Genomic DNA, 21,330 nt, shown 5'->3' on the forward strand with positions numbered 1-21,330 from the left:
TTATCTGCCACCTATAATCTATTACCTAAACCCTAACAACAATATGTTCAGAATAATATCAGGCAAATGGAAAGCCAAAAAAATTGCCGCTCCAAAAAACTTTGAAGTAAGGCCTACCACCGATTTTGCGAAAGAGGCTTTATTCAGCATTCTGGAAAATACATATGATATGCAGTCGATTTCCGTGCTTGATCTTTTTGCAGGAATTGGCTCTATTACCTTTGAATTTGCTTCCAGAGGATGTCAAAATGTTACTTCTGTAGAATTGAATCCAAAGCATACCGCATTTATCAATTCTACTGCTTCTGAGCTGGATATGGCACTTCAGATCAATGTACAGAGAGGGGATGTCTTTGACTGGCTTAAAAAATTCAGAAATAAAAAATCTTTTGAAATTGTTTTCTCTGATGCTCCTTTCGAAATGGAAGAGAAAAAATACTACGAGCTGATTTCTCTGGTTTTAAACAATAAATACCTTAAGGAAAACGGAGTTCTTATTGTAGAGCACCAAAGCCGTATGAAGCTTGACCATCCCAATTTAACAGATACCCGAAAATATGGAAACGTAAGTTTCAGTTTTTTTGAACCGAATAAAGAAGATAATCAGGAACTTTAATTCCTGATTATTTTTTTTGAGATTACCGGAGCAGCTTCCCCCCATTTTGTGATCGCTTCCAAAACAGGCAGAAGTGTCTTTCCAAAATCTGTCAATTCATATTCCACCACTAAAGGAGCTTTTTCCGTAAAAACTTTTCTCTCAACAATTCCGTCTTCTTCCAGCTGTTTTAGCTGCAAGCTTAATGTTCTTTCCGTAATGGTAGGAATAGACTTTCTTATCTCGTTATACCGCTTGGCTCCGCCAATAAGGTGGTGTAAAATTACCGCTTTCCATTTCCCTCCTATAAATTTCATCGTAACGCTGGTACAGCAGGGATAGGATTTATTATCTATTGTATACATTTTTATACTATCATTTTTTACCGTTATTGCAAAGTTAATAAACTTAAATTACTTTTGTAACTATAAAAATGATAGTATAAAATTATGAACTTTTTAGACCAAATGAAAAACAGGTATACTGTAAAAAAGTATAACCCACAGGGAAAAATCAGTGAAGAACAAATTGCAACGCTTCAGGAGATCTTACATTTAAGTCCATCATCCATCAACAGTCAGCCATGGAACTTTGTTTTTGTAAATGATCCGCAACTGAAAAAGCAATTGGGCGACAAATCTTATTTTAACAAAGAAAAAGTACTGGATAGCAGTCATGTTATTGTTTTTCAGGTAATCAAAAACATTGAAAACTTTGAAAAGCAAATTGAAGAAAACCTTCCGGAAGGCTCTGTCAATTATTACCGGACCATGGTAAAACCTAAAGGAGAAGAGGCGATAAAATCATGGCTTGGACATCAGGTTTATTTATCATTAGGGGTTCTTTTATCTGCTTGTGCAGCAATGGGAATAGATTCAACTCCGATGGAAGGAATTGAACCTGAAGGATATGATGCTATTCTGAATAATGAAAAATACGAGACCTTATTTGCAGTTGCTATCGGAGAAAGAGATGAAGCAGATGCCAATCAGCCTAAATTCAATCCGAAGAAAAGGCTGAATGCTGAGAAAGTAATTGTGGAGGCTTAGTTTTAAACACAAACTTCACGATCTTTTTCACAAAGAACACTAATAAAAAAGTCTGCTTCAAGATGAGGTAGACTTTTTTATTTATAATACTTTTAATTCCAAATCAATTGATTTTCCAAAGAATTTCTTAGAGATTTTTTCAAAATTCTTGGTAATATCCGAAAGATAGAAGTGATAATTGGGTTTTGAATTATGTTCATTTAAGAGGCTGTACTTATCCAGAATGATCTTCAGATGATTCGCTACGATATTCGGAGAGTCTATCACACGCACTCTGTTTCCGTAATACTGTTTAATCTCATCAATTAAAAGAGGATAATGAGTACAGCCCAGAATTAATGTTTCAATATTCTTTAATTTGTTATTACTTAAATAATTATAAATAATAGCATGGGTGATGGGATGGTTTTTAAATCCTTCTTCAATAGCAGGAACCAATAATGGTGTTGCCAGTTCATCTACTTTAATCCATTTATTATGCTTTCTGATGCTCTTTTTATATAATCCGGAATTGACGGTTGCTTTAGTAGCAATAACTCCCACATTATTGTGGATTTCGTAGGAAACTTTTTCGGCCACAGGATTAATAACGTCTATAACCGGAACTTTTCCCGCAACAGACTGCATGACCTCATTCAAAGCATTTGCTGTTGCCGTATTACAGGCAATAACAATGGCTTTGCAGTTCTGCTCCAGCAGAAAATTGGTAATCTTTGTAGAATATTCAATAATCGCTTCCTTGGATTTTTCTCCGTAAGGAAGGTGCTTTGTATCTCCAAAGTAGATCAGGTCTTCATGAGGAAGAAGTCTTTTAATTTCTTTGGCAACAGTAAGACCTCCTACCCCGCTGTCGAAAATTCCGATAGGCTGGTTGGGTGAAAGATGTGAAAAATCTTGTTTTTTCGTTTTCAAATGAGCTGAAATTTTATACAAAATTAATGAATTTATGTGGTATAATATACTATATCATGAAGAAGCTTCTATGTTAGATGATAACTTTAGATACGTCATGCTGAGCATAAACTGAATATTGACGAACGTAGTTCATGAAACATTTTATACCATAAACAAATCCGAAGAAATTCCGTCTGCCATAAACCAATGCTTTTCAGGAATTTTTAAATGTTCATTTTCAATGATTAAAATGCCTTCCTCAATTTTATGTTTTATTTCTCTTTGAAAATGTTCCAGCATTCTTTCTGAAAATTTGTTTTGTAAACTTTGCATATCAACCCCCCAAATGGTACGTAAGCCAATCATAATCATTTCATTAAACTGGTCTTCCTGCGAAAGGAGTTCTTCCTCTTTGGCCAGCAGTTTCTCGTTCAGCTTTTTAATATATTGCTGATTGTTGGCTACGTTCCAGCTTCGGACATCAAATCCGTTGTAAGAATGTGCTGAAGGCCCTATCCCAAGATATTCCTGATATTTCCAGTATGAAGAATTGTGTCTTGAGTAGAAACCTGGTTTTGCGAAGTTGGAAACTTCATAATGCTCAAAACCGTTGTCTTTTAAAAAGTCTGATAAATAATAGAATTCCCTGTTTTGTTCTTCTTCTTTAGGACTTTGTACTTTTCCTTTTGATATCCAGTTTTCCAAAGCAGTTTTGGGTTCAACAGTCAATGCATATGAGGAAATATGAGGAACTTCTAAGGCAATGGTTTTATTCAGGTTTTCTTTCCAGATTTCAAGATTGGAAGTGGGTGAACCGTAGATCAGATCAATACTCAGGTTTTCAAAGCCGGAATCCTGGGCTCGTTTGATAGAGCTTTCTGCTTCGGAGGCACTGTGAGCCCTGTTCATGAGTTTCAGATCTTCTTCAAAAAAACTTTGAGTACCAATGGACAGTCTATTCACTGGTGTTCCTGCCAGTTGTTTTAAGAAACTTTTATCCAGATCATCAGGGTTGGCTTCCAAAGTGACTTCAATATCTTTTTCAAAACTGAAATGCCGCAAAATTTCATCTATTAAAGCATTGATCTCATCCACCGAGAGAATAGAAGGAGTTCCCCCTCCAAAATACAGGGATTTCAGATTTTTATTCTGTAACTCATCTTTTCTCAGCAATATTTCAGTTTTCATGGCGTGAAGCATTTCATCCTTAAAATTCAAGGATGTTGAAAAATGAAAGTTACAATAACTGCATTTTTGTTTACAGAACGGAATGTGAATATATATCATAAAAAAAGCTCTGAAAAAATTCAGAGCTCAAATTTATTTAAATTAAATTAATTAGTATCTAAATCCTCTAGCATTAATGAAGTTGTCGAAGTTATATCCCAGACCAATCATGAAGCTGTTTCCACCATAGCTCTGAATATCGGATAATCCAAGGTTATAAGTAGCTCCGATCATGAATTTGTTGAATCTTACTTTTACAATTGGAGAGATGCTCAGATCCTGGTTATTAAATCTGTTTTGAACCGTTCTGTAGCTTACCCCGAAAGAGAATGCATTAATATCATTGGAGAATGTCGCCATCAAATTCCAGTCGACCATTCTTGTTGAGTTTGTATTAAGATTGATTAATGCTGACGGTGCAATGGTAATATTATCAGCAATGTTCCAATTGTATCCTAAATTTAAGAAGAATTTAATTGGAGAAGGCTCATAGTTGTTTACGATAGAAGCATCATTACTTAATGCGATATCATTTACGGAAACACCCCCGAATAAGCCTCTGTAGGTAGCCGCCAAACCGAAGTTGGCATACACCATAAAGATGTTACTTTCTTCCCCTCTTAATAATGGATCATTTCCTTCTTCAGTATTGATTTTTGAATAGTCAAAATTCATGTTATAGAAGTTAACACTTGTACCGAAAGAGAACTGGTCTTTTCTGTCTCCTTCACTACTTAGCGGAATAAAATATGAAGCACCAGCCGTGATACCACCCGCAGAGATCGGTCCGTTACTGTCTCTGAATACGGAAATACCAGCACCTACTCTATCAAAGATATTCGCATTAATCCCGATTGACTGAACATTAGGAGAATTACTGAATTTTGAAAATTGTTGTTGATAATTGGCGTTGAGCTGTACGTAATCTGTTTTTCCGTATTGAGCTGGGTTGAACAGGAACTCACCATCCAAAAGATATTGCTGATAGTATGGTAGTGATTCTTGTGCTTTGTATGCATTTGACAAAAGAGCTAAACATACGATAGCATATAGTTTTCTCATAACAAATCTTGATTTCAATTCAACAAATATAAAAAAATTCTCAATATATTTTTAGTTTTCTAAATAATTTCTCCATTTTTTTACAGCATCCGCCATATCTTTGGGCATTGGGCTTTCAAAATATAATTCCTTTTTTGTTGTTGGGTGTATAAATCCCAGGGTATGGGCATGAAGGGCATGTCTTGGCAAAATTTCAAAAACATTTTTAATAAATTGCTTGTATTTTGGAAGATTTATTCCTCTTAAAGGCGTATGTCCTTCATATCTTTCGTCATTAAACAAAGTATGCCCTATATGTCTGAAATGTGCTCTGATCTGATGGGTTCTTCCCGTCTCCAGCTTACATTCTACCCAGGTCATATATTTGAATCTTTCAAGGACTTTATAATGCGTTACTGCATGTTTCCCCTGGCTGCCATCTTCATAAACAGACATTTGCATTCTGTTTTTAGGATGCCTTCCGATATGACCTCTGATGGTTCCCTCTTCATCCTGCATATTTCCCCACACAAAAGCCCAGTACAGTCTTTTCGTAGTTCGGTTAAAGAACTGTTTTGCAAGGAAGCTCAATGCATATTCATTCTTGGCGATCACCAGTAGTCCTGATGTATCTTTATCAATCCTGTGAACCAATCCTACCCTGTCAAGATCAGATTTCTCCCCGTTCTTTTCAAAATGAAAAGCCAGTGCATTCACCAATGTTCCGTCCCAGTTTCCGAATCCGGGGTGTACCACCATTCCCGCTTCCTTATCCACAACAACAAGGTCATCATCTTCATAAACGATATTCACCGGAATATCTTGTGGAATAATGACATTCTCTCTAGGAGGATGAGTAAGCAGTACAGAGATCTGATCTCCCGGTTTTACCCGGTAATTCTGCTTTACTGCAGTTCCGTTCACTATCACATTTCCGGCTCTGCAGGTCTGTGAAATTTTATTTCTTGAAGAATTCTGTCTGTATATTAAAAGGAACTTATCTATTCTTAAGGGTTCCTGCTTGCTGTCAACAGTGATATTAAGATGTTCATACAATCCTTTATTTTCCTCGTCAATATCAATGTTTTCGATACTGTTGGAATCTAATAATTCTTCATCTAAAAAATCTTCGTTATCTTCTGACATTGTTTTATATTTTTTACACAAAAGGCCTCAACATTTTGCAGTTGAAGCCTGTATTTTTGATATTAATCTAATCTTATTCTACGACAACCTTCTTAGCTTTTGGCTTTTGCGCAGGCTGTTGTGTTGTTGCTGCTGCTGCGGGTTTCGCTGTACTTCCAGCAGAATGAGTACCATTCCCTGCAGACGTTTTAGGCTTTTCAACAGTTGCTGCAGCTGGTTTAGCTGCTGTAGTCTGAGTTTTAGGCGTCTCTGTTTTCGGTACTTCCGGTTTTGGAGTTTCTCTTTTAGGAGCAGGTACAACCGGAGCATCATAACTTGGCTCACTGTGTACTTCTTCATATCGAACCGGAGGAAGTGAAGTATCCACTTTCATACGATAGATAGAATTCAGCTGCTCTACTTTTGCTCTCAATTCTGCCGGAGTTTTCTTACTTGCCCAAAGGTCGACCTGCATTCCCTGATCACGAACATCTCCGGAAGCAGGATCCTGATAATAGATAATATCAGACTCATCTTTACCTCCATCTTCATGCTCTACCAATCCTACTTCAAACATACTCCTGGCAATTACAGTTCTCGCTTCTTTTACCGTAAGTCCTACTACATTAGGAATGGAAATGTTTCTCATTGGCCCGGATCCTACCACCACATCAATCGTAGAGAATCTTGGTAAACGGGTTCCCGGATTTACAGCATTTCCTTTATATAATATTCTTAGAAGAGCATCTTTCTGAATACTAGGTTCATAAATCGTATCACCAATTTTAAGACCTACCTGATCCAATCTCTGGAATGCCAGTCCGGAATATTTATTGATAACATTAGGAACCGCAATAGGAGCCCATGTTCTTGGATTTACCTTAAGTGTTATTGTTCTTCCGTCTTTTACACGGGAACCTGGCGCAGGATATACCTGTAATACCTGGAATGGTCTGTATTTAGGGTCGTAATTGGCACTGTCTACTTCATATTCCAGCCCTGTATCATCTAATATTTTAACGGCATCATGTACCGATTTATTTACAATATTGGGAACAGGAATTTCCTGACCGTGATTCGTATGGTACTCCAACCAGCGAAACGTAAGCCATACAAGCCCTACGAAAATACCGATGGCTACTACTAAATTCAGTAAAACTTTCCAATTGAAAAGTGATTTAAGCATACTTAAAAATACTTTAATTATAACCGCAAATATAGCTAATAATTTTAGAATGGACTTTTTATTTAACACAATTCATTTTTGATTTTAAAATTTGCCGATTTCCCATATTGCATTGCATAAAATGATTAAATTTGCCTTAATTGATACTATATGGTTATGAATAAAAAAAGTGTTGCCGTAGTTATGGGAGGCTATTCTGATGAATATGTTGTTTCTTTAAAAAGCGGACAATTGATTTATGATTCTTTAGACAGAAATCTCTATGATGTACATAAAGTAGTAGTCCTTAAAGATGAGTGGTATTTTTTAGGTGAAAATGATAAAAAATATGCCATCAACAGAGGAGATTTTTCTGTGACTTTAGATAATGGAGAAGTCTTAAAATTTGATGTTTGTTTTAATATCATCCACGGAACTCCGGGAGAAAACGGAATTCTTCAGGCATACTGGGATGCCATTGGCCAAAAATATACCGGGTGTGATTTTTACCAGAGTGCCCTTACTTTCAATAAAAAAGACACCCTTGCTGTATTATCAAAATACGGAATTCCATCTGCTAAAAGTATTTATTTAAGAAAAGGTGAAGACATCAATGTGGATGAAATTGTAGCAGAACTGAATCTTCCTTTATTTGTAAAACCAAACCAATCCGGATCTTCTCTGGGAATTTCCAAAGTAAAAGAAAAATCCGAACTCATTGCGGCTACTGAAATTGCATTCAAAGAAGATAATGAAATTCTGATTGAAAGCTTCCTTGACGGGATGGAAGTTTCCGTAGGAGTTATTGATTTCAAAGGTGAAACCATTGTTTTGGGAATTACAGAAATTGTTCCTACCAATGAGTTCTTCGATTATGAAGCAAAATATGAAGGGGCATCTGAAGAAATTACGCCTGCAAGAATTGATGAAGAGACTACAAAAAGAGTGGAAGAAATCGCCAAAAGAGCTTACAATTCATTAGGTATGAGTGGTTTTTCAAGAAGTGAATACATTTTGATGAACGGAATTCCTTATATGCTGGAAATGAATACCAATCCGGGATTCTCTCCTGCAAGTATTCTCCCTCAACAGGCAAAACATTACGGAATTTCCATTATGGATCTTTGCGGAAATGAAGTTGAAAAAGCACTTAATAAATAAAATAGAAGTTAGAAATTAGAGGTTAGAAGTGAAATAAACGTAAAGCTTTTAACTGATAATTCAAAATTCAAAATCATAACTCGTACAACATGAAAATTGCTGTTTTCCCAGGGTCTTTTGACCCGATTACATTAGGACATTATGACATTATAGAAAGAGCGGCACCGCTTTTTGATAAATTAATCATTGCAATCGGACAGAATTCTCAGAAAAAATATATGTTTCCTCTTGAAAAAAGAAAGGAATTTATCCAAAACTCCTTAGCAGAATTCCCCAATGTGGAAGTAGATTCATTCGAAGGCTTAACAGTAGATTACTGCTTTGAAAAAAATGCTCAGTATATCATCAGAGGATTGAGAAACCCTGCCGATTTTGAATTCGAAAAAGCGATTGCCCATACCAACAGAACTTTAGCTCACAAAAAACTGGAAACCGTATTCTTACTGACTTCTTCAGGAAAATCTTTCATCAGCAGCAGCATTGTAAGGGAAATAATCACCCACGGCGGCGAATATGAACTGATGGTTCCGGACTCGGTAAGGGTGGAGAGATAAATATAAGTAATGAGCAATAAGTAATGAGTAATTTTGATAGGGTAGATTTTAACCAAATTTTACGGGAAAGAACCAAAAGTTTTTCTATTGCTATCATTAGAACTCTTTCTTTATTACCTTTTTCGGATGATATTTCAATAATAAGAAAGCAAATTATCAGATCTGCAACTTCTGTGGCAGCCAATTACAGAGCGGTATCCAGAGCGAGATCGGAGAAAGAAAAATTTGCTAAAATGTGCATAGTAGTTGAAGAAATTGATGAAACTCAACTTTGGCTTGAAATTATTGAAGAATTAGAATATTTAAGTCCGGAAAAAATTTTACATTTAAAAACAGAATGTGAAGATCTTGTAAAAGTTATGACTACATATAAGTTTAAATTATCACAAATTTAAATGGCATAATTTTTATTACTCATTGCTCATTACTTATCATTCATACTCATCATATATGCACGAACAGTTCAATTTTGCCATAGAAGTCCTGGGGACCATTGCCTTTTCCATGTCGGGAAGTTTTGCAGCAATGCAGAAACGGCTTGATCCGTTTGGGGTGCTTATTATTGCATTTGTAACTTCTGTGGGAGGAGGAACTGTAAGAGATTTATTACTGGACATACCGGTATTCTGGATGCATGATATTCTGATGTGTACCCTGATTCTGGTGACCAGTATTTTTTCAATGATATTCAAATCTCTTGAGAAAAACTTTAAAGTAACTTTATTTATCTTCGACAGCTTTGGGCTTGGCCTGTTCACCATAATCGGTGTACAGAAAGGATTAAATGCAGGAATCCATCCTATGATCTGTATTGCGTTGGGAACTATTACAGGCTGTTTCGGAGGTATTATCCGGGATATACTGCTCAACAGAATTCCATTAATTTTCAGAAAGGAAATTTACGCCACAGCATGTATCGTAGGCGGAGCAGCATTTTTATTGATGACCAGATATACAATGCTTTCCTATACTTTTATACAGATCTTCACTATTTTACTCATCGTTGCTATCCGAACATTTGCAGTAAAATACCATTGGCAGATACCTAAGTTTTATGGGTATGATCAGAATTCGGAAATGTAACCTTGTGAAACAATTACCTCTTATCATTCTTTCATTTTCTTTATTCTGCTGCCAACACGAGAGTCAATTTGATCTGAATAAAGATCTTTATCATTTTTCCGAAAGAATGGAAAACGGAGATACTGTTAAGATCATGACTGATCTTTCAGCCTGCATGTTCTTCGCATCTGAAACTTATACTTTTACCAAGCAGCATGACACTCTGTTTCTGGAGAAATACTCTGAAATAACATCATATGGTAAAACGACCCAAACATTTCCTAAAATACCTTACAAAGTAAAAGCAAGCGATCCTTTGTCTTTTGAAAATTATCTTAAATTCCTGAACAAAGAAGATAAACCGCATGAGAAAGGAGATTTTCCTTTGGTTACTATAACCTATAAAAAACAAAGTCGGAAATTTTATGATGACGGACTCCAAGATAAATTTATGAAGCATGATAGTTTGTTTGTCGTTAAGGAAAACATTTACCCAAAAGACCCATTTTTTAAACAGGAAGCACCACCACCGCCTCCAGTCATAAAAAACAAAAAGTCCTGAAAAATCAGGACTTTTATAGTATATGTTAGGTTGACTAGAAGAATTTTCCTCTGTTTCTCATATTCGGATTATGCATATGCTTCTGCATGGTCGGCATTTTCAACTGATCTTTCATCATTTTGATCTGATCCGTCATCATTCCTGCGCTGTCTAATCTTTTTGCTTCTTCCAGCAATTTCTGTCCTTCCTGTTTTCTTCCTTTGGAAATAGCGGCTGCCGCAAGATTCAAAGTAGCCATTGCTCTGTCATGTTTCATATTCAAACCATACTCCAACGCTTTCTTCATGAAAGGTTCCACTTTAGCAGGGTGATCCTGAGCTTGTGTCAATCCTGATAAATAGTGAAAATATCCGTATTGAGTTTTATGAAGCTGAGTTTTATAATCTGTAATTTTTGACAGCCATTCTCCGGCTTTCTCCATATTTTGCTTTCTCAATTGCCAGAATGCCAATAGAATATATTCATTTTTAAAGAATAGTAAGATCGGAAATGCAGCCAATAGGAAAACAACAATACCCCACCCAAGATTTCTCGTGAAGAACATCATATAAAGTCCCAGTAAAATAAGGACTGCTGCTACTGCAATTTTTATGTATTTATTCATTATTAAATTTTAGAAGTGCAAAGATAATAAATTTAAGGCTTAAAGTTCAAAAAGTCAATGGTGAATGGTTAATTCGCAAAACTTATCCATTTTTATCTGCTGATCATTCATAATTCCCTTTGCAAAGCAAAAATTGACTATTGACTTCTATGCTTCTTTATTAATTTTTTCAAACGTCTGGAAACAAAAATCATAACCATTCTTCTCATCTTTCTCATGGCAGATTTCATTGGTCATTTTCCAGATTTTCGGATCTATTTTAGGAAAGAAAGTATCAGCATGAAGGTCCGCTTTCACCAAAGTAACTTCAAGTCTGTCCACAACATCCATAGTCTGTTCGTAGATATTTCCGCCACCGATAACAAAAACTTCCTCATCGATCTTTTTAGCAAATTTCAACGCTTCTTTGATGCTTCCTACGATAAGAATTCCTTCTTCAAACCAGTCTTTCTTTCTTGACACAACAATATTGGTACGGTTCGGAAGAGCTTTTCCAATACTTTCATATGTTTTTCTGCCCATAATCACAGGATGCCCGGAAGTAATATCTTTAAAATGTTTCAAATCTTTTGGAAGATGCCAAAGCAACTGGTTTTCAAAACCAATTTCATTTTTCTCTCCCATTGCCACCACTATTGTTGTCATTCAAATAATTTTTTACAAAATTAGCACATAATTTGTATATTTGGTTAGCACAAAAAATTTAAAAAAATAAACTATGAAAAATAAAGGATGTCTGGGTGCAGGAACCATCGGTATTGCCCTTCTTATTATTGTTGCTGTTCTTTTCTTCTGGGGAAAAAGCGGATATAACAGTTTTGTTAACAAAGAACAGACTGTAAACGCAAAATGGTCGAATGTAGAGACCGTTTATCAGAAAAGAGCCAATCTTATTCCTAATCTGGAAAGAACCGTAAAATCCTATTCAAAATTTGAACAGGAAACTTTAACACAAGTTGTGGAAGCTCGTTCCAAAGCGACTTCTATCAATATTGATCCTACGAATATGACAGAAGCTGATCTGGCAAAATTTCAGGCAGCACAGGGAGAATTATCGGGTGCATTAAGCAGATTGATGGCCGTGGTTGAATCTTATCCTAACCTAAAAGCAGACCAGCAGTATATCAACTTCCAGAGAGAATACACTGCTATTGAAAACAGTATCAGAACTGAAACGGTTTACTATAATGATGCTGCAAAGGATTATAATACTTCCATCAAGACTTTCCCAAATAATATTCTGGCGAATTTCACCAACTTTAAAGAAAAACCTTATTTCAAAGCTGACGCAGGTGCTCAGAAAGCCCCTGAAGTATTCAAATAATAATGGGTAATTTCCTAACAAATCAACAGATCGCTTCCCTTGTGGAAGCGATTCAGTCTGCGGAAGATCATTCTACAGGAGAGATCAGGGTACATATTGATTCCAATACGGAAACCCGTGATGCCAGAACAGCATTTGATGTTTTCAAGAAGCTTGATATGGATAAAACTGCTGAAAGAAACGCAGTGCTTTTCCATGTCAATTTTGAACAAAAATATCTTACCATTATCGGAGATATCGGAATTCATGAAAAAGTAAAACAGTCTTACTGGGATCATCTTCACGATTATATCACTGCTGAATTTGCCAAAGGAAATTATTATAAGGCACTGAAAAGTGCCATCCTGGAAACGGGACTTGAACTCAAAAAACATTTTCCTGTAGAAGGAGAAAACCCAAACCAACTTCCAAATGAAATTACGTTCTCTTAAAATAGTATTTTCATTTTTACTACTTTGCTTTTACACTTTTGTATCAGCACAGTACACCATTCCCGAAAAACCCGCGGTACTTTACCCTGTTTTTGATGAAGCCGGATTACTTTCCCAGCAGGAAAAAGATGCACTTAATAATAAACTGATCAAGTTTGCAGATTCTACCTCAACAGAAATTGAAGTGGTGATCATCCGTTCCACCAAAGGAGAAGATGTGAATTTTCTGGCAACCATGTTCGGGGAAAAATGGAAAATCGGAAAAAAAGGTGTTGATAACGGAGTGGTTTTCCTTATCGCCACAGAAGACAGAACCATGTCTATCCAGCAGGGACGAGCCGTAGAGCAATACCTTACCGCTTCAGTAGCAGGACAAATCTTAGATTACATCGTTACTCCAAAATTCAAGAAAGGACTTTGGTATGAAGGGATCAATAGTGGAACCTCAGCGATTATGGAAGCTGTTGAGGGAAAATTCAAACCTGTAGCTACCACGGCTCCTTCCGGCAATGGAAGTGCATTTAAAGTTCTTATCATTGCTTTTATTATTTTCATCATCATTGCTATCCTATTTGGTAACAGAGGTGGCGGACGTGGCGGAAATAATGACGACGATGATGATGTGATTATCACCAGAAGAGGACGCAGAAATTATCCTGGTGGTTTCTTCCCGTTCCCTGGCAGCTTCGGAGGCGGTGGCTTTGGCGGAGGAAGTTCTGGCGGAGGAGGTGGTGGCTTCGGAGGTTTCGGCGGTGGCGGAAGCTTTGGAGGCGGTGGTGCATCCGGAGGATGGTAAATAAAGAAACAATTTTAAATTATATAGAAATCAGATCATCACGATCTGATTTTTTTTATTTAAAAACATAAAATAATGCCAATTCTTTAACTTTTATTAATATTAAATTGATATTTAGATAGTAAAAAATTAATAAAACCTCATAAAAACCACCTTTTATTCAATATTTTTTTACTATATTTACTGAAAACAGGATTATGAAGAAGACGTTGGTAGTATTTGCACACCCTTATCTGGAGCACTCCAATTCGAATGTAGAGCTCATCAATTTCTACGTTCGCCACCAGCATTATACCCTGAGAGATCTTTACGAAGAATATCCTGACTTTCATATCGCTGCTTTCCGGGAAAGAAAACGTCTTAAAAACTATGAACGTTTTGTTTTCCAGTTTCCCCTGATATGGTTCGGAATGCCTCCACTTCTCAGATTATGGATTGATGAAGTTTTCGACAGAGACTGGCTGAAAGAGGGCGAATATAATCCACTCGAAGGAAAAGAAGTCTATATTCTGGTAACCACAGGCGGAAAAGAAAGATCTTTCAGTAAAACCGGTACTTATCAATATACCATAGATGAACTGATCAGCGGGCTTATCGTTTCATTAAGGGTTTTCAAAGCAGATATTAAGCATATCAAAATTGTATACGAAGCCAACAAGCTCTCTAAAAAAGAAATTATTTTACATAAAAAAGAATTTACAGAACTACTCAATCAATAGCATATGGAATCCAGCTTAGCGATGAACACATTAATTTTCCTCGGTGTAGCCATTATCATGGTTCCATTGGCAAGAAAATTAGGGTTAAGTTCTGTAATCGGCTATATTTTGGGAGGAATCATTATAGGTCCTTATGTCCTTAAACTTACAGGAAACAATGTCAATGATATTATGCATGCCAGCGAGTTTGGCGTTATTATGCTTTTATTTTTGGTAGGTTTGGAACTGGAACCCCGTAAATTCTGGGAAATGCGAAAGAAAATAATGGGGTTGGGACTGTCACAGATGGCACTCACGATTCTCTTGCTTTTCTTAGTATTCACAACTGTAGGTTGGAGAGTAGACAAAGCGATTGCCATTTCCATGTGTTTCGCGCTATCTTCTACAGCAATTGTCCTCCAGACCTTACAGGAGAAGAATAATCTCAAGACTACTGCGGGAGAAGCTTCATTCTCCACCTTGTTGTTTCAGGATATTTCTGTGATTCCTATTTTGGCAATACTTCCTATTCTGGCCAATTATAAAGCCAAGCATCATGATAATGAAATCCAGATTCTGATCCAAAAACTACCGGAATGGCTTCAGGCCGGAACGGTTATTTTGGGGGTAGCATTATTGATTCTACTCGGAAGATATGTATTTGTTCCTTTTCTGCGCTATGTTTCAAAATCGGGAATGTCAGAGCTATTGACAGCTTCTTCGTTATTTCTGGTTATTGGGGTTTCGGAGTTGATGGTTGTTATTGGTCTTTCACCGGCACTGGGAGCTTTCCTGGCAGGAGTAATGCTTGCCAACAGTGAATTCCGTCATGAGCTGGAAGCGCAGATTGATCCGTTCAAAGGGCTTTTATTGGCTGTCTTTTTCGTCAGCGTGGGATCAACCATTAATTTTAATATTATTCAGAAAGATCCGTTATTTATCTTCAGTACTGTTTTTGCTGTATTGGCTGTAAAATTTGTGGTTTTATATACCATCGGAAAGTTTTTCAGGATAGATACTTCCCAAAGTCTTTTTTATGCATTTGCCCTTTCTCAGGTGGGAGAATTTGCATTTGTGCTGCTTAACTATGCTTCGGATCTTTATCTTTTAGGTCCTGAAATGAATGCACAGATGATGGCTGTTACGGCAATTACCATGTGTATCACTCCTATTCTTCTCATCATCAATGACAAATTTATTACTCCGAAATTTATCAAAGAAATTCCTGAAGAGGAACATGACTATAATATTCTCGACAGCGATGTTAGTCAAAAGAAAATTATCATTGTAGGTTTTGGGCACTTTGGAAGCACCGTGGGACGTCTTTTAAAAGCCAATAAAATACCCGCTACCGTTTTGGATCGTGATTCTGATCGTGTTAAACTGCTCAGAAGCTATGGTTTTAAAGTCTATTATGGAGATGCCACCCGAATCCCTATTTTAAGAGCCGCAGGAATTGAAGATGCTGAAATTCTGGTTTTATGTCTGGATGATTCCGATGATAACAAATTCATTGCAGAACTTGTGCGGGAACATTATCCCAATGTGAAAATTTTTGTAAGAGCGAAAAACAGGATCGATGCTTATGATTATCTAAACAATGGAGTTAATCATATCTACCGCGAAACATTGGGAACAGCGGTGGATATGGCGGTGGATGTACTTCATGAAACAGGAATGAGGAAATATGCAGCAAGACGTCTTGGACAAAGATTTATGGCTATTGATAAAGCTTCTGTGAGAAAACTTGCAAAAATGAAGGAAAATAATGATGACATTACACTATTTACCACAAAAGAAATCCTCCAAAGGGAGGAGGAATTGTTAGCGTATGATAATCTTAATTTTGATAATAAAAACTGGGAATATTCCTCATCCGCCGGTGAAGAAGATGAGGATGAATCCCAGGATTAGTTTATTGGATATTTACACTTCCACCACTGCTTTCCTCTTTGCTCACGTTCTTAAGCTCTCCTTTTTTAGAAATATCCACACTTCCACCGGATGAAGCGCCTGCCTTCACACTGGAAACAGCACTTATATGAATACTTGCTCCACTGGAAGCATCTGCTTCTACCTCATCAGCAATAACATTTTTAGCAGAAATACTGCTTCCTGAAGAGGCACTTACATCTGCTTTTTTTGCTTTTCCTGAAAGGTCAAGTGTTGATCCTGATGAAGATTCAATGTCAAGGTTTACTGCCCAGACTTTCCCATCGAAACTGCTGCTGCTGCTTACATTGATATCCATATCATTAGCCTCCAGATCTCCGGAAATACTTCCTGCACTGGATGCTTCGATCTCTGTTTTCTCCTGAGTAAATTTATCTTTTATAATGATTCTCGCAGCCGAATCCGCAACAAGTTTACTAAAATCTTTTGTATAAATTTTAGCTGTCACTTTACTGATGTTCATCACTCTGATTCCCGGCTTATAATGAATGTGCAGTTTTCCGCCATCATTATCTACAAGAATTTCATTGATGATACTTTGAGGTGCAGAAATTTCTACTTTTTCTGTTTCAGATTTTATAACTTCTGCTTCAATGGCTTGTGAAACCTGAATTTCATCAAAATCTCCATTAAATTCTTTATGCTGTATCGGGCCGCTTTCCTCGCTCACTACTTTCTCTACCCAATTACCATTGTCTCCTTCCCTGTCTCTGTTTCTGTTCTCATGCTTATCATTACATGAGGCTAAAGCCACTAAGGCTGAAAAAATAAATAAAGTACTTGTTTTCATGCTTATTCCTTTTGTTAATTTTTTTTGTTGATATCTTTATTTAAATAACAACTAATTTATAAAAAATATTACATTACATTTGAAAATACTGTAATGGTCTGCAAGAGAGATTTTTTGGAAAGACTTTTCACCTCTGAAGGTACTTAATTGATTCATTGTGCAATATCCACAAAACGACGTAAAGAAATACGTTTGCCAAAATACATTCTATGATACAAGTTTTTAATATCTTTATGCTTTAATAACAACTATATTTATGAAGAATATTTCATCGGTATTATTAATTTCTGCCTTGGCGTTCAATCAATCTTGTACTACAATGAAACAGACCGATATTCAACAGGAGCTTCCTGCACCTGATCCCTCTTTATCTTCAAATCCTTTTATGAAGAAGAGCAAGCTTCAGTACGAAGCTCCGGAGTTTGACAAAATCAAAAATGAACACTTCAAACCTGCTTTTAACTATGGTTTAAAGCAACATGAAGCTGAAATTATAAAAATTGCCAACAATCCGGCTGCTCCTACTTTTGAAAATACCATCGTTGCATTGGAAAAAAGTGGTGAGGTACTGAGAAGAGCACAAATTGTATTTTCAAATCTTACAAGTGCTAATACCAACCCTACTTTGCAGGCTTTAGATGAAGAATATGCCCCTATTTTTGCTGCCCATTCTGATAAACTGTACCTGAATGAAAATCTTTACAAAAGAATACAATCCATCAAAGAAGATGGTCTTGATTCTGAAAGCAAAAGACTGGTACAATATTATAAGCAGAATTTTGAAATCGCAGGTGCTAATCTTTCTGCAGCGGATAAAGAAAAATTAAAGCAGCTCAATCAGGAACTGGCTTCTCTTTCTACACAGTATTCCAATAAATTGCTGGAAGCAAGAAAACAGGGAGGTGTATTTTTCTCTGATGCGAAAGAGCTTGACGGACTTTCTGCAGATGAAATTGCAGCAGCAGCATCTGATGCCAAAACAGCAGGACAACCAGGAAAATATCTTCTGCCTTTACAAAATACAACCCAACAGCCTCTCTTACAAAATTTAAAAAACAGAGCTACCAGAGAAAAGCTATTCAAAGCTTCATGGACAAGAGCTGAGAAAGGAGATGCCAATGATACGAGATCAACGATAGAACAGCTTGCTAAACTGAGATTGAAGAAAGCTCAGATCTTAGGAAAGAAAAATTTTGCAGAATGGAAACTTCAGGATCAGATGGCAAAAACCCCTGAAGCTGCTACTAAACTGATGAATCAAATCGCTACTCCTGCAGTGGAAACAGCAAGACGTGAAGCAAAAGATATACAGGATCTTATTGATCAGCAGAAAGGAGGTTTCAAAGTAGAGCCTTGGGACTGGAATTTTTATGCTGAACAGGTAAGAAAAGAGAAGTTTGATCTTGATGAAAGCGAAATAAAACCTTATTTTGAAATCACAACCGTTCTTGAAAAAGGAGTTTTCTTTGCCGCTGAAAAATTCTACGGACTGACTTTCAAAAAGAGAACTGATCTTCCTGTTTACCATCCTGATGTAGTAACCTATGAGGTTTTCGATCATGATGGAAAATCTATTGCCATCTACTATCTGGATTTCTATACAAGGGATTCTAAAAACGGTGGTGCATGGATGAGTAATTTTGTAGAACAGTCTTATTTATTGGGAACAAAACCTGTAATCGTTAACTGTTACAACTATCAAAAACCGGCTCCGGGAAAACCTTCATTAATCAGTTATGATGATGTTTCCACCATCTTCCATGAATTTGGTCACTCTATTCACGGAATGTTTGCCAGTCAGAAATACCCTTCACTTTCGGGAACGAATGTACCGAGAGACTTCGTGGAATTCCCATCCCAGATTAATGAACACTGGGCTTTAGATCCTGTTGTTCTGAAGAATTATGCAGTACATTATGAAACAAAACAGCCTATTCCGCAGGCTTTGGTAGACAAGATTAAAAAAGCATCTACTTTCAATCAGGGCTATATGACTACTGAACTGGTTTCTGCTGCTGAGCTTGATATGGATTGGCATACAGTAAGCAATGACAGTCAGTTTATTCCTGTTTTAGACTTTGAAAAGCAATCTTTGGCCAGCCATGGATTCAATCTGGCAACGGTTCCGCCAAGATATCACACTCCTTATTTTGCTCACATCTGGGGAGGTGGATATTCTGCAGGATATTATGCTTATTTATGGTCTGAAACTTTGGATAATGACGCATGGGAATGGATCAGTAAAAATGGAGGATTAACCAGAGAAAACGGTGACCGTTTCAGAAAATATATTCTTTCCGTAGGAAATTCTGTAGACCTGAACCAGGCATTCAGAGATTTTACGGGACACGATCCGGATATCAAGCCTTTATTGAGAAACAGAGGGTTTATTAAGTAATCATATGATAATCAATACAGGTATAAAAGTATTGTCTTCATTAATCATTCTGACTTGCTTTTCATTAAAAAACAAAAGATTTGAAAGCAGGTCAGAATCCATATTTCAAAAATATTCTGATACCATTACCAATAATGAATTAGAGGATTACATTAAAGAAGAGATACAACATTTAGACTCTCAGTGTACTACTGAAACGGCAAGGGCTGAAGCAGATATTAAGAAAGGCAAGCTTATCTATTTTCACTACTTCGGAATGGTAAAAAGCTACAGAAGCAATGATGAAATGGATGTTCTTTTGAAACAAAATAATATCCAAACAGGGACTGCTCTTTATTACTGCACCATTCCAATGCAACTGCAAAACTGCTATGAAAAAATAATGTCAAAAGAAATCAACAGAAAATTTGGTCCAAAATTCATTGACTCTTTAAGACATATTGCAGACATACAATACGTTAAAAAAAACATTAACAAAATCTATGATTTTGAAGAATGTGACACCATTTCAAGGTATCCGGGCAGCAAATCTTACGGAGACTTTTTTAAAGATTATGAAAAAGACTTTTGGAAAAATGTACACTATCCCGATGAATTTGAACACCGGAAAGACAAAGATTTTTATTCTTCCATTTCTGCGAAATTTACACTGCACAAAGACGGAACGATCTCAGATATAGACATTGAGCTTACCTTTCAGAATAAAAAGAATTATAAGTACGCCTCTTACTTTATCAACGAAACTAAAAATTTTATAAAAAAAACAAAATGGATTCCTGCCAAGACCATGGGAATAACAGTAAGCAGCAGGATTCCTCTCACATTATTTTTTAAATAACTATGAAAAAAATTATTACAGCAACATTATTATTAGTCTTTGGAACAATATATGCACAAAAAGGCCATGCAAAACCACAAGCCAACCAAATAGACAACCAACTTGTAGGTCTATGGAAAGGAAGTGAGAAAGACCAGCAGATAGCAGGTATGGAAAAACGATGGGTAATGGAAAGAAAAGCAGACGGTACCTTTATGCTTATTTTTACAACGATTCAGGATTGCGAAGTCAATCAATTTATTGAGAGAGGCCAATGGTGGATTGAGAAGGGTGAATTTCATGAACTTCACTTTAATTCAGGGAAAACAGACGTATATACTTATAAAGTTTTAGATCAATCCCATGTAAAATTTGATTCAAAGGAACAGGCTCTGGATATGGCTACTGATAACTATAGCTTTGTGGATACTAAAATTGACGAAGACAACCAATAACATATATTGAGAAGCATTCTTTTAAGAGTGCTTCTTTTTTTTAATAGACATCATCCATCTGCCTGCTCATTTCTGCCGATATTCATTATTTTTGCATTTCAAATTTTAAATACAATATATGGACTGTCCATGCTGTTCAGGAAAATCCTACGAGGAATGCTGTAAACCTTATCATACGGGAGAAAAATATGCTCCAACGGCTGAGGCTCTGATGCGTTCACGGTTCTCTGCTTTTGCCATTCCGAATGGTGAATATCTGATGGAGACGACCCTTCCCGGAAAAAGAAAATACCACAATAAAAAAGACTTACAGGAATGGGGAGAAATTAACCAATGGACAAAACTGGAAATCATCCGTACTCCGGCTTTAAATCATGTAGAATTTAAGGCTTATTATACGGATCAGGAGGGTCAGCAGCAGGTTCATCATGAGTTTTCTGTTTTTCAGAAAATGCATGAACGCTGGTATTATGTTTCCGGAGAATTTTTGGATTAACAAACAGGTTGAAGAAATGTAATGCAGGCAATGCTTTGCGTATAGAACCACCCCGTCAAAAATTCTTTGAATTTTCGCCACCCCTCCGGAGGACTATCGTGTGGACACATCTTTAAAGATTTTGTAAGCTTTG

The 21,330-nt window shown here is 36.5% G+C and carries 25 protein-coding genes; 16 read left to right on the forward strand and 9 right to left on the reverse strand.

The genetic code is table 11. From position 1 onward, the window contains the following. Positions 1–43 precede the first annotated feature (43 nt). Positions 44–616: an RsmD family RNA methyltransferase gene (locus ACODR7_RS16705; protein WP_488840765.1), complete on the forward strand. Its 573-nt coding sequence runs from the start codon at positions 44–46 to the stop codon at positions 614–616. Here ACODR7_RS16705 and ACODR7_RS16710 read toward each other — a convergent pair. Continuing rightward, on the reverse strand, positions 613–960 hold the full coding sequence (locus ACODR7_RS16710) for a winged helix-turn-helix transcriptional regulator (protein WP_488840767.1): 348 nt from the start codon (positions 958–960) through the stop codon (positions 613–615). The genes ACODR7_RS16705 and ACODR7_RS16710 overlap by 4 nt on opposite strands. An 84-nt stretch (positions 961–1,044) precedes the next feature. On the opposite strand from ACODR7_RS16710, the gene ACODR7_RS16715 reads away from it, so the two are divergent. Next, the gene (locus tag ACODR7_RS16715) at positions 1,045–1,644 is read left to right on the forward strand and encodes a nitroreductase family protein (protein WP_488840769.1); all 600 of its coding nucleotides are present in this window, start codon (positions 1,045–1,047) and stop codon (positions 1,642–1,644) included. An 81-nt stretch (positions 1,645–1,725) separates the two neighbouring features. Here ACODR7_RS16715 and murI read toward each other — a convergent pair whose 3' ends face one another. The 5 genes from murI to ACODR7_RS16740 all read right to left on the reverse strand — a co-directional run bounded on the left by murI (position 1,726) and on the right by ACODR7_RS16740 (position 7,117). After that, positions 1,726–2,556, reverse strand: a complete 831-nt coding sequence (murI, locus tag ACODR7_RS16720) for a glutamate racemase (protein WP_488840771.1) — start codon at positions 2,554–2,556, stop codon at positions 1,726–1,728. Between the two features lie 144 nt (positions 2,557–2,700). Continuing rightward, a complete protein-coding gene (hemW, locus tag ACODR7_RS16725) occupies positions 2,701–3,825 on the reverse strand; it encodes a radical SAM family heme chaperone HemW (protein WP_488840773.1) in 1,125 nt (374 codons plus the stop codon). A gap of 51 nt (positions 3,826–3,876) precedes the next feature. After that, a complete protein-coding gene (locus ACODR7_RS16730; protein ID WP_488840774.1) occupies positions 3,877–4,827 on the reverse strand; it encodes a PorP/SprF family type IX secretion system membrane protein in 951 nt (316 codons plus the stop codon). Positions 4,828–4,878: 51 nt separating this feature from the next. Continuing rightward, a complete protein-coding gene (locus tag ACODR7_RS16735; protein WP_170872093.1) occupies positions 4,879–5,952 on the reverse strand; it encodes an RluA family pseudouridine synthase in 1,074 nt (357 codons plus the stop codon). Between the two features lie 73 nt (positions 5,953–6,025). Beyond that, a complete protein-coding gene (locus ACODR7_RS16740) occupies positions 6,026–7,117 on the reverse strand; it encodes a PASTA domain-containing protein (RefSeq protein ID WP_488840776.1) in 1,092 nt (363 codons plus the stop codon). Between the two features lie 156 nt (positions 7,118–7,273). On the opposite strand from ACODR7_RS16740, the gene ACODR7_RS16745 reads away from it, so the two are divergent. The 5 genes from ACODR7_RS16745 to ACODR7_RS16765 all read left to right on the forward strand — a co-directional run bounded on the left by ACODR7_RS16745 (position 7,274) and on the right by ACODR7_RS16765 (position 10,435). Further along, positions 7,274–8,257 carry a D-alanine--D-alanine ligase gene (locus ACODR7_RS16745; protein ID WP_488840778.1) on the forward strand — a complete coding sequence of 328 codons (984 nt, stop codon included), beginning with the start codon at positions 7,274–7,276 and terminating at the stop codon, positions 8,255–8,257. Positions 8,258–8,346: 89 nt separating this feature from the next. Further along, positions 8,347–8,811, forward strand: coding sequence for a pantetheine-phosphate adenylyltransferase (gene coaD / locus ACODR7_RS16750; protein ID WP_076597162.1), 465 nt, complete (start codon positions 8,347–8,349; stop codon positions 8,809–8,811). A 23-nt stretch (positions 8,812–8,834) separates the two neighbouring features. Next, positions 8,835–9,206, forward strand: a complete 372-nt coding sequence (locus ACODR7_RS16755; RefSeq protein WP_488840780.1) for a four helix bundle protein — start codon at positions 8,835–8,837, stop codon at positions 9,204–9,206. Between the two features lie 55 nt (positions 9,207–9,261). Next, positions 9,262–9,894 (forward strand): trimeric intracellular cation channel family protein, encoded by a 633-nt coding sequence (locus tag ACODR7_RS16760; protein ID WP_076597161.1) that lies wholly within the window; start codon positions 9,262–9,264, stop codon positions 9,892–9,894. Positions 9,895–9,898: 4 nt separating this feature from the next. After that, complete coding sequence (locus ACODR7_RS16765; RefSeq protein ID WP_488840782.1) at positions 9,899–10,435, forward strand: hypothetical protein; 537 nt, start codon at positions 9,899–9,901, stop codon at positions 10,433–10,435. Positions 10,436–10,469: 34 nt separating this feature from the next. Here the strand turns inward: ACODR7_RS16765 and ACODR7_RS16770 are convergent, their stop codons facing one another. Together ACODR7_RS16770 and ACODR7_RS16775 are read right to left on the reverse strand one after the other, a co-directional pair. Then, positions 10,470–11,039, reverse strand: a complete 570-nt coding sequence (locus ACODR7_RS16770) for a hypothetical protein (protein WP_076597159.1) — start codon at positions 11,037–11,039, stop codon at positions 10,470–10,472. A gap of 147 nt (positions 11,040–11,186) precedes the next feature. Next, positions 11,187–11,684 carry a dihydrofolate reductase gene (locus tag ACODR7_RS16775; protein ID WP_488840784.1) on the reverse strand — a complete coding sequence of 166 codons (498 nt, stop codon included), beginning with the start codon at positions 11,682–11,684 and terminating at the stop codon, positions 11,187–11,189. A gap of 73 nt (positions 11,685–11,757) precedes the next feature. On the opposite strand from ACODR7_RS16775, the gene ACODR7_RS16780 reads away from it, so the two are divergent. The 5 genes from ACODR7_RS16780 to ACODR7_RS16800 all read left to right on the forward strand — a co-directional run bounded on the left by ACODR7_RS16780 (position 11,758) and on the right by ACODR7_RS16800 (position 16,202). Next, entirely contained in the window at positions 11,758–12,363 is a 606-nt protein-coding gene (locus ACODR7_RS16780) for a LemA family protein (RefSeq protein WP_066690947.1), read from the forward strand. Positions 12,364–12,365: 2 nt separating this feature from the next. Beyond that, a complete protein-coding gene (locus tag ACODR7_RS16785) occupies positions 12,366–12,794 on the forward strand; it encodes a TPM domain-containing protein (RefSeq protein WP_488840786.1) in 429 nt (142 codons plus the stop codon). Further along, positions 12,775–13,590, forward strand: coding sequence for a TPM domain-containing protein (locus ACODR7_RS16790; protein WP_488840788.1), 816 nt, complete (start codon positions 12,775–12,777; stop codon positions 13,588–13,590). Before ACODR7_RS16785 ends, ACODR7_RS16790 begins: the two co-directional genes overlap by 20 nt. Before the next feature lie 197 nt (positions 13,591–13,787). Next, complete coding sequence (locus ACODR7_RS16795; RefSeq protein ID WP_488840789.1) at positions 13,788–14,309, forward strand: NAD(P)H-dependent oxidoreductase; 522 nt, start codon at positions 13,788–13,790, stop codon at positions 14,307–14,309. A 3-nt stretch (positions 14,310–14,312) separates the two neighbouring features. Continuing rightward, a complete protein-coding gene (locus ACODR7_RS16800; protein WP_488840791.1) occupies positions 14,313–16,202 on the forward strand; it encodes a monovalent cation:proton antiporter-2 (CPA2) family protein in 1,890 nt (629 codons plus the stop codon). A 1-nt stretch (position 16,203) separates the two neighbouring features. Here ACODR7_RS16800 and ACODR7_RS16805 read toward each other — a convergent pair whose 3' ends face one another. Continuing rightward, complete coding sequence (locus ACODR7_RS16805) at positions 16,204–17,031, reverse strand: GIN domain-containing protein (protein ID WP_488840793.1); 828 nt, start codon at positions 17,029–17,031, stop codon at positions 16,204–16,206. A 256-nt stretch (positions 17,032–17,287) separates the two neighbouring features. Here ACODR7_RS16805 and ACODR7_RS16810 point away from each other — a divergent pair, with 256 nt between their 5' ends. From ACODR7_RS16810 to ACODR7_RS16825, 4 genes are all read left to right on the forward strand, one after another. After that, on the forward strand, positions 17,288–19,429 hold the full coding sequence (locus tag ACODR7_RS16810; RefSeq protein WP_488840795.1) for a M3 family metallopeptidase: 2,142 nt from the start codon (positions 17,288–17,290) through the stop codon (positions 19,427–19,429). Between the two features lie 4 nt (positions 19,430–19,433). Continuing rightward, the gene (locus tag ACODR7_RS16815; protein ID WP_488840797.1) at positions 19,434–20,267 is read left to right on the forward strand and encodes a hypothetical protein; all 834 of its coding nucleotides are present in this window, start codon (positions 19,434–19,436) and stop codon (positions 20,265–20,267) included. Between the two features lie 2 nt (positions 20,268–20,269). Further along, the gene (locus tag ACODR7_RS16820) at positions 20,270–20,701 is read left to right on the forward strand and encodes a hypothetical protein (RefSeq protein ID WP_488840799.1); all 432 of its coding nucleotides are present in this window, start codon (positions 20,270–20,272) and stop codon (positions 20,699–20,701) included. Positions 20,702–20,819: 118 nt separating this feature from the next. Next, positions 20,820–21,197: a YchJ family protein gene (locus tag ACODR7_RS16825; protein ID WP_488840801.1), complete on the forward strand. Its 378-nt coding sequence runs from the start codon at positions 20,820–20,822 to the stop codon at positions 21,195–21,197. Positions 21,198–21,330: the final 133 nt, after the last annotated feature.

The sequence above is a fragment of the Chryseobacterium sp. FG46 genome (assembly GCF_057809135.1).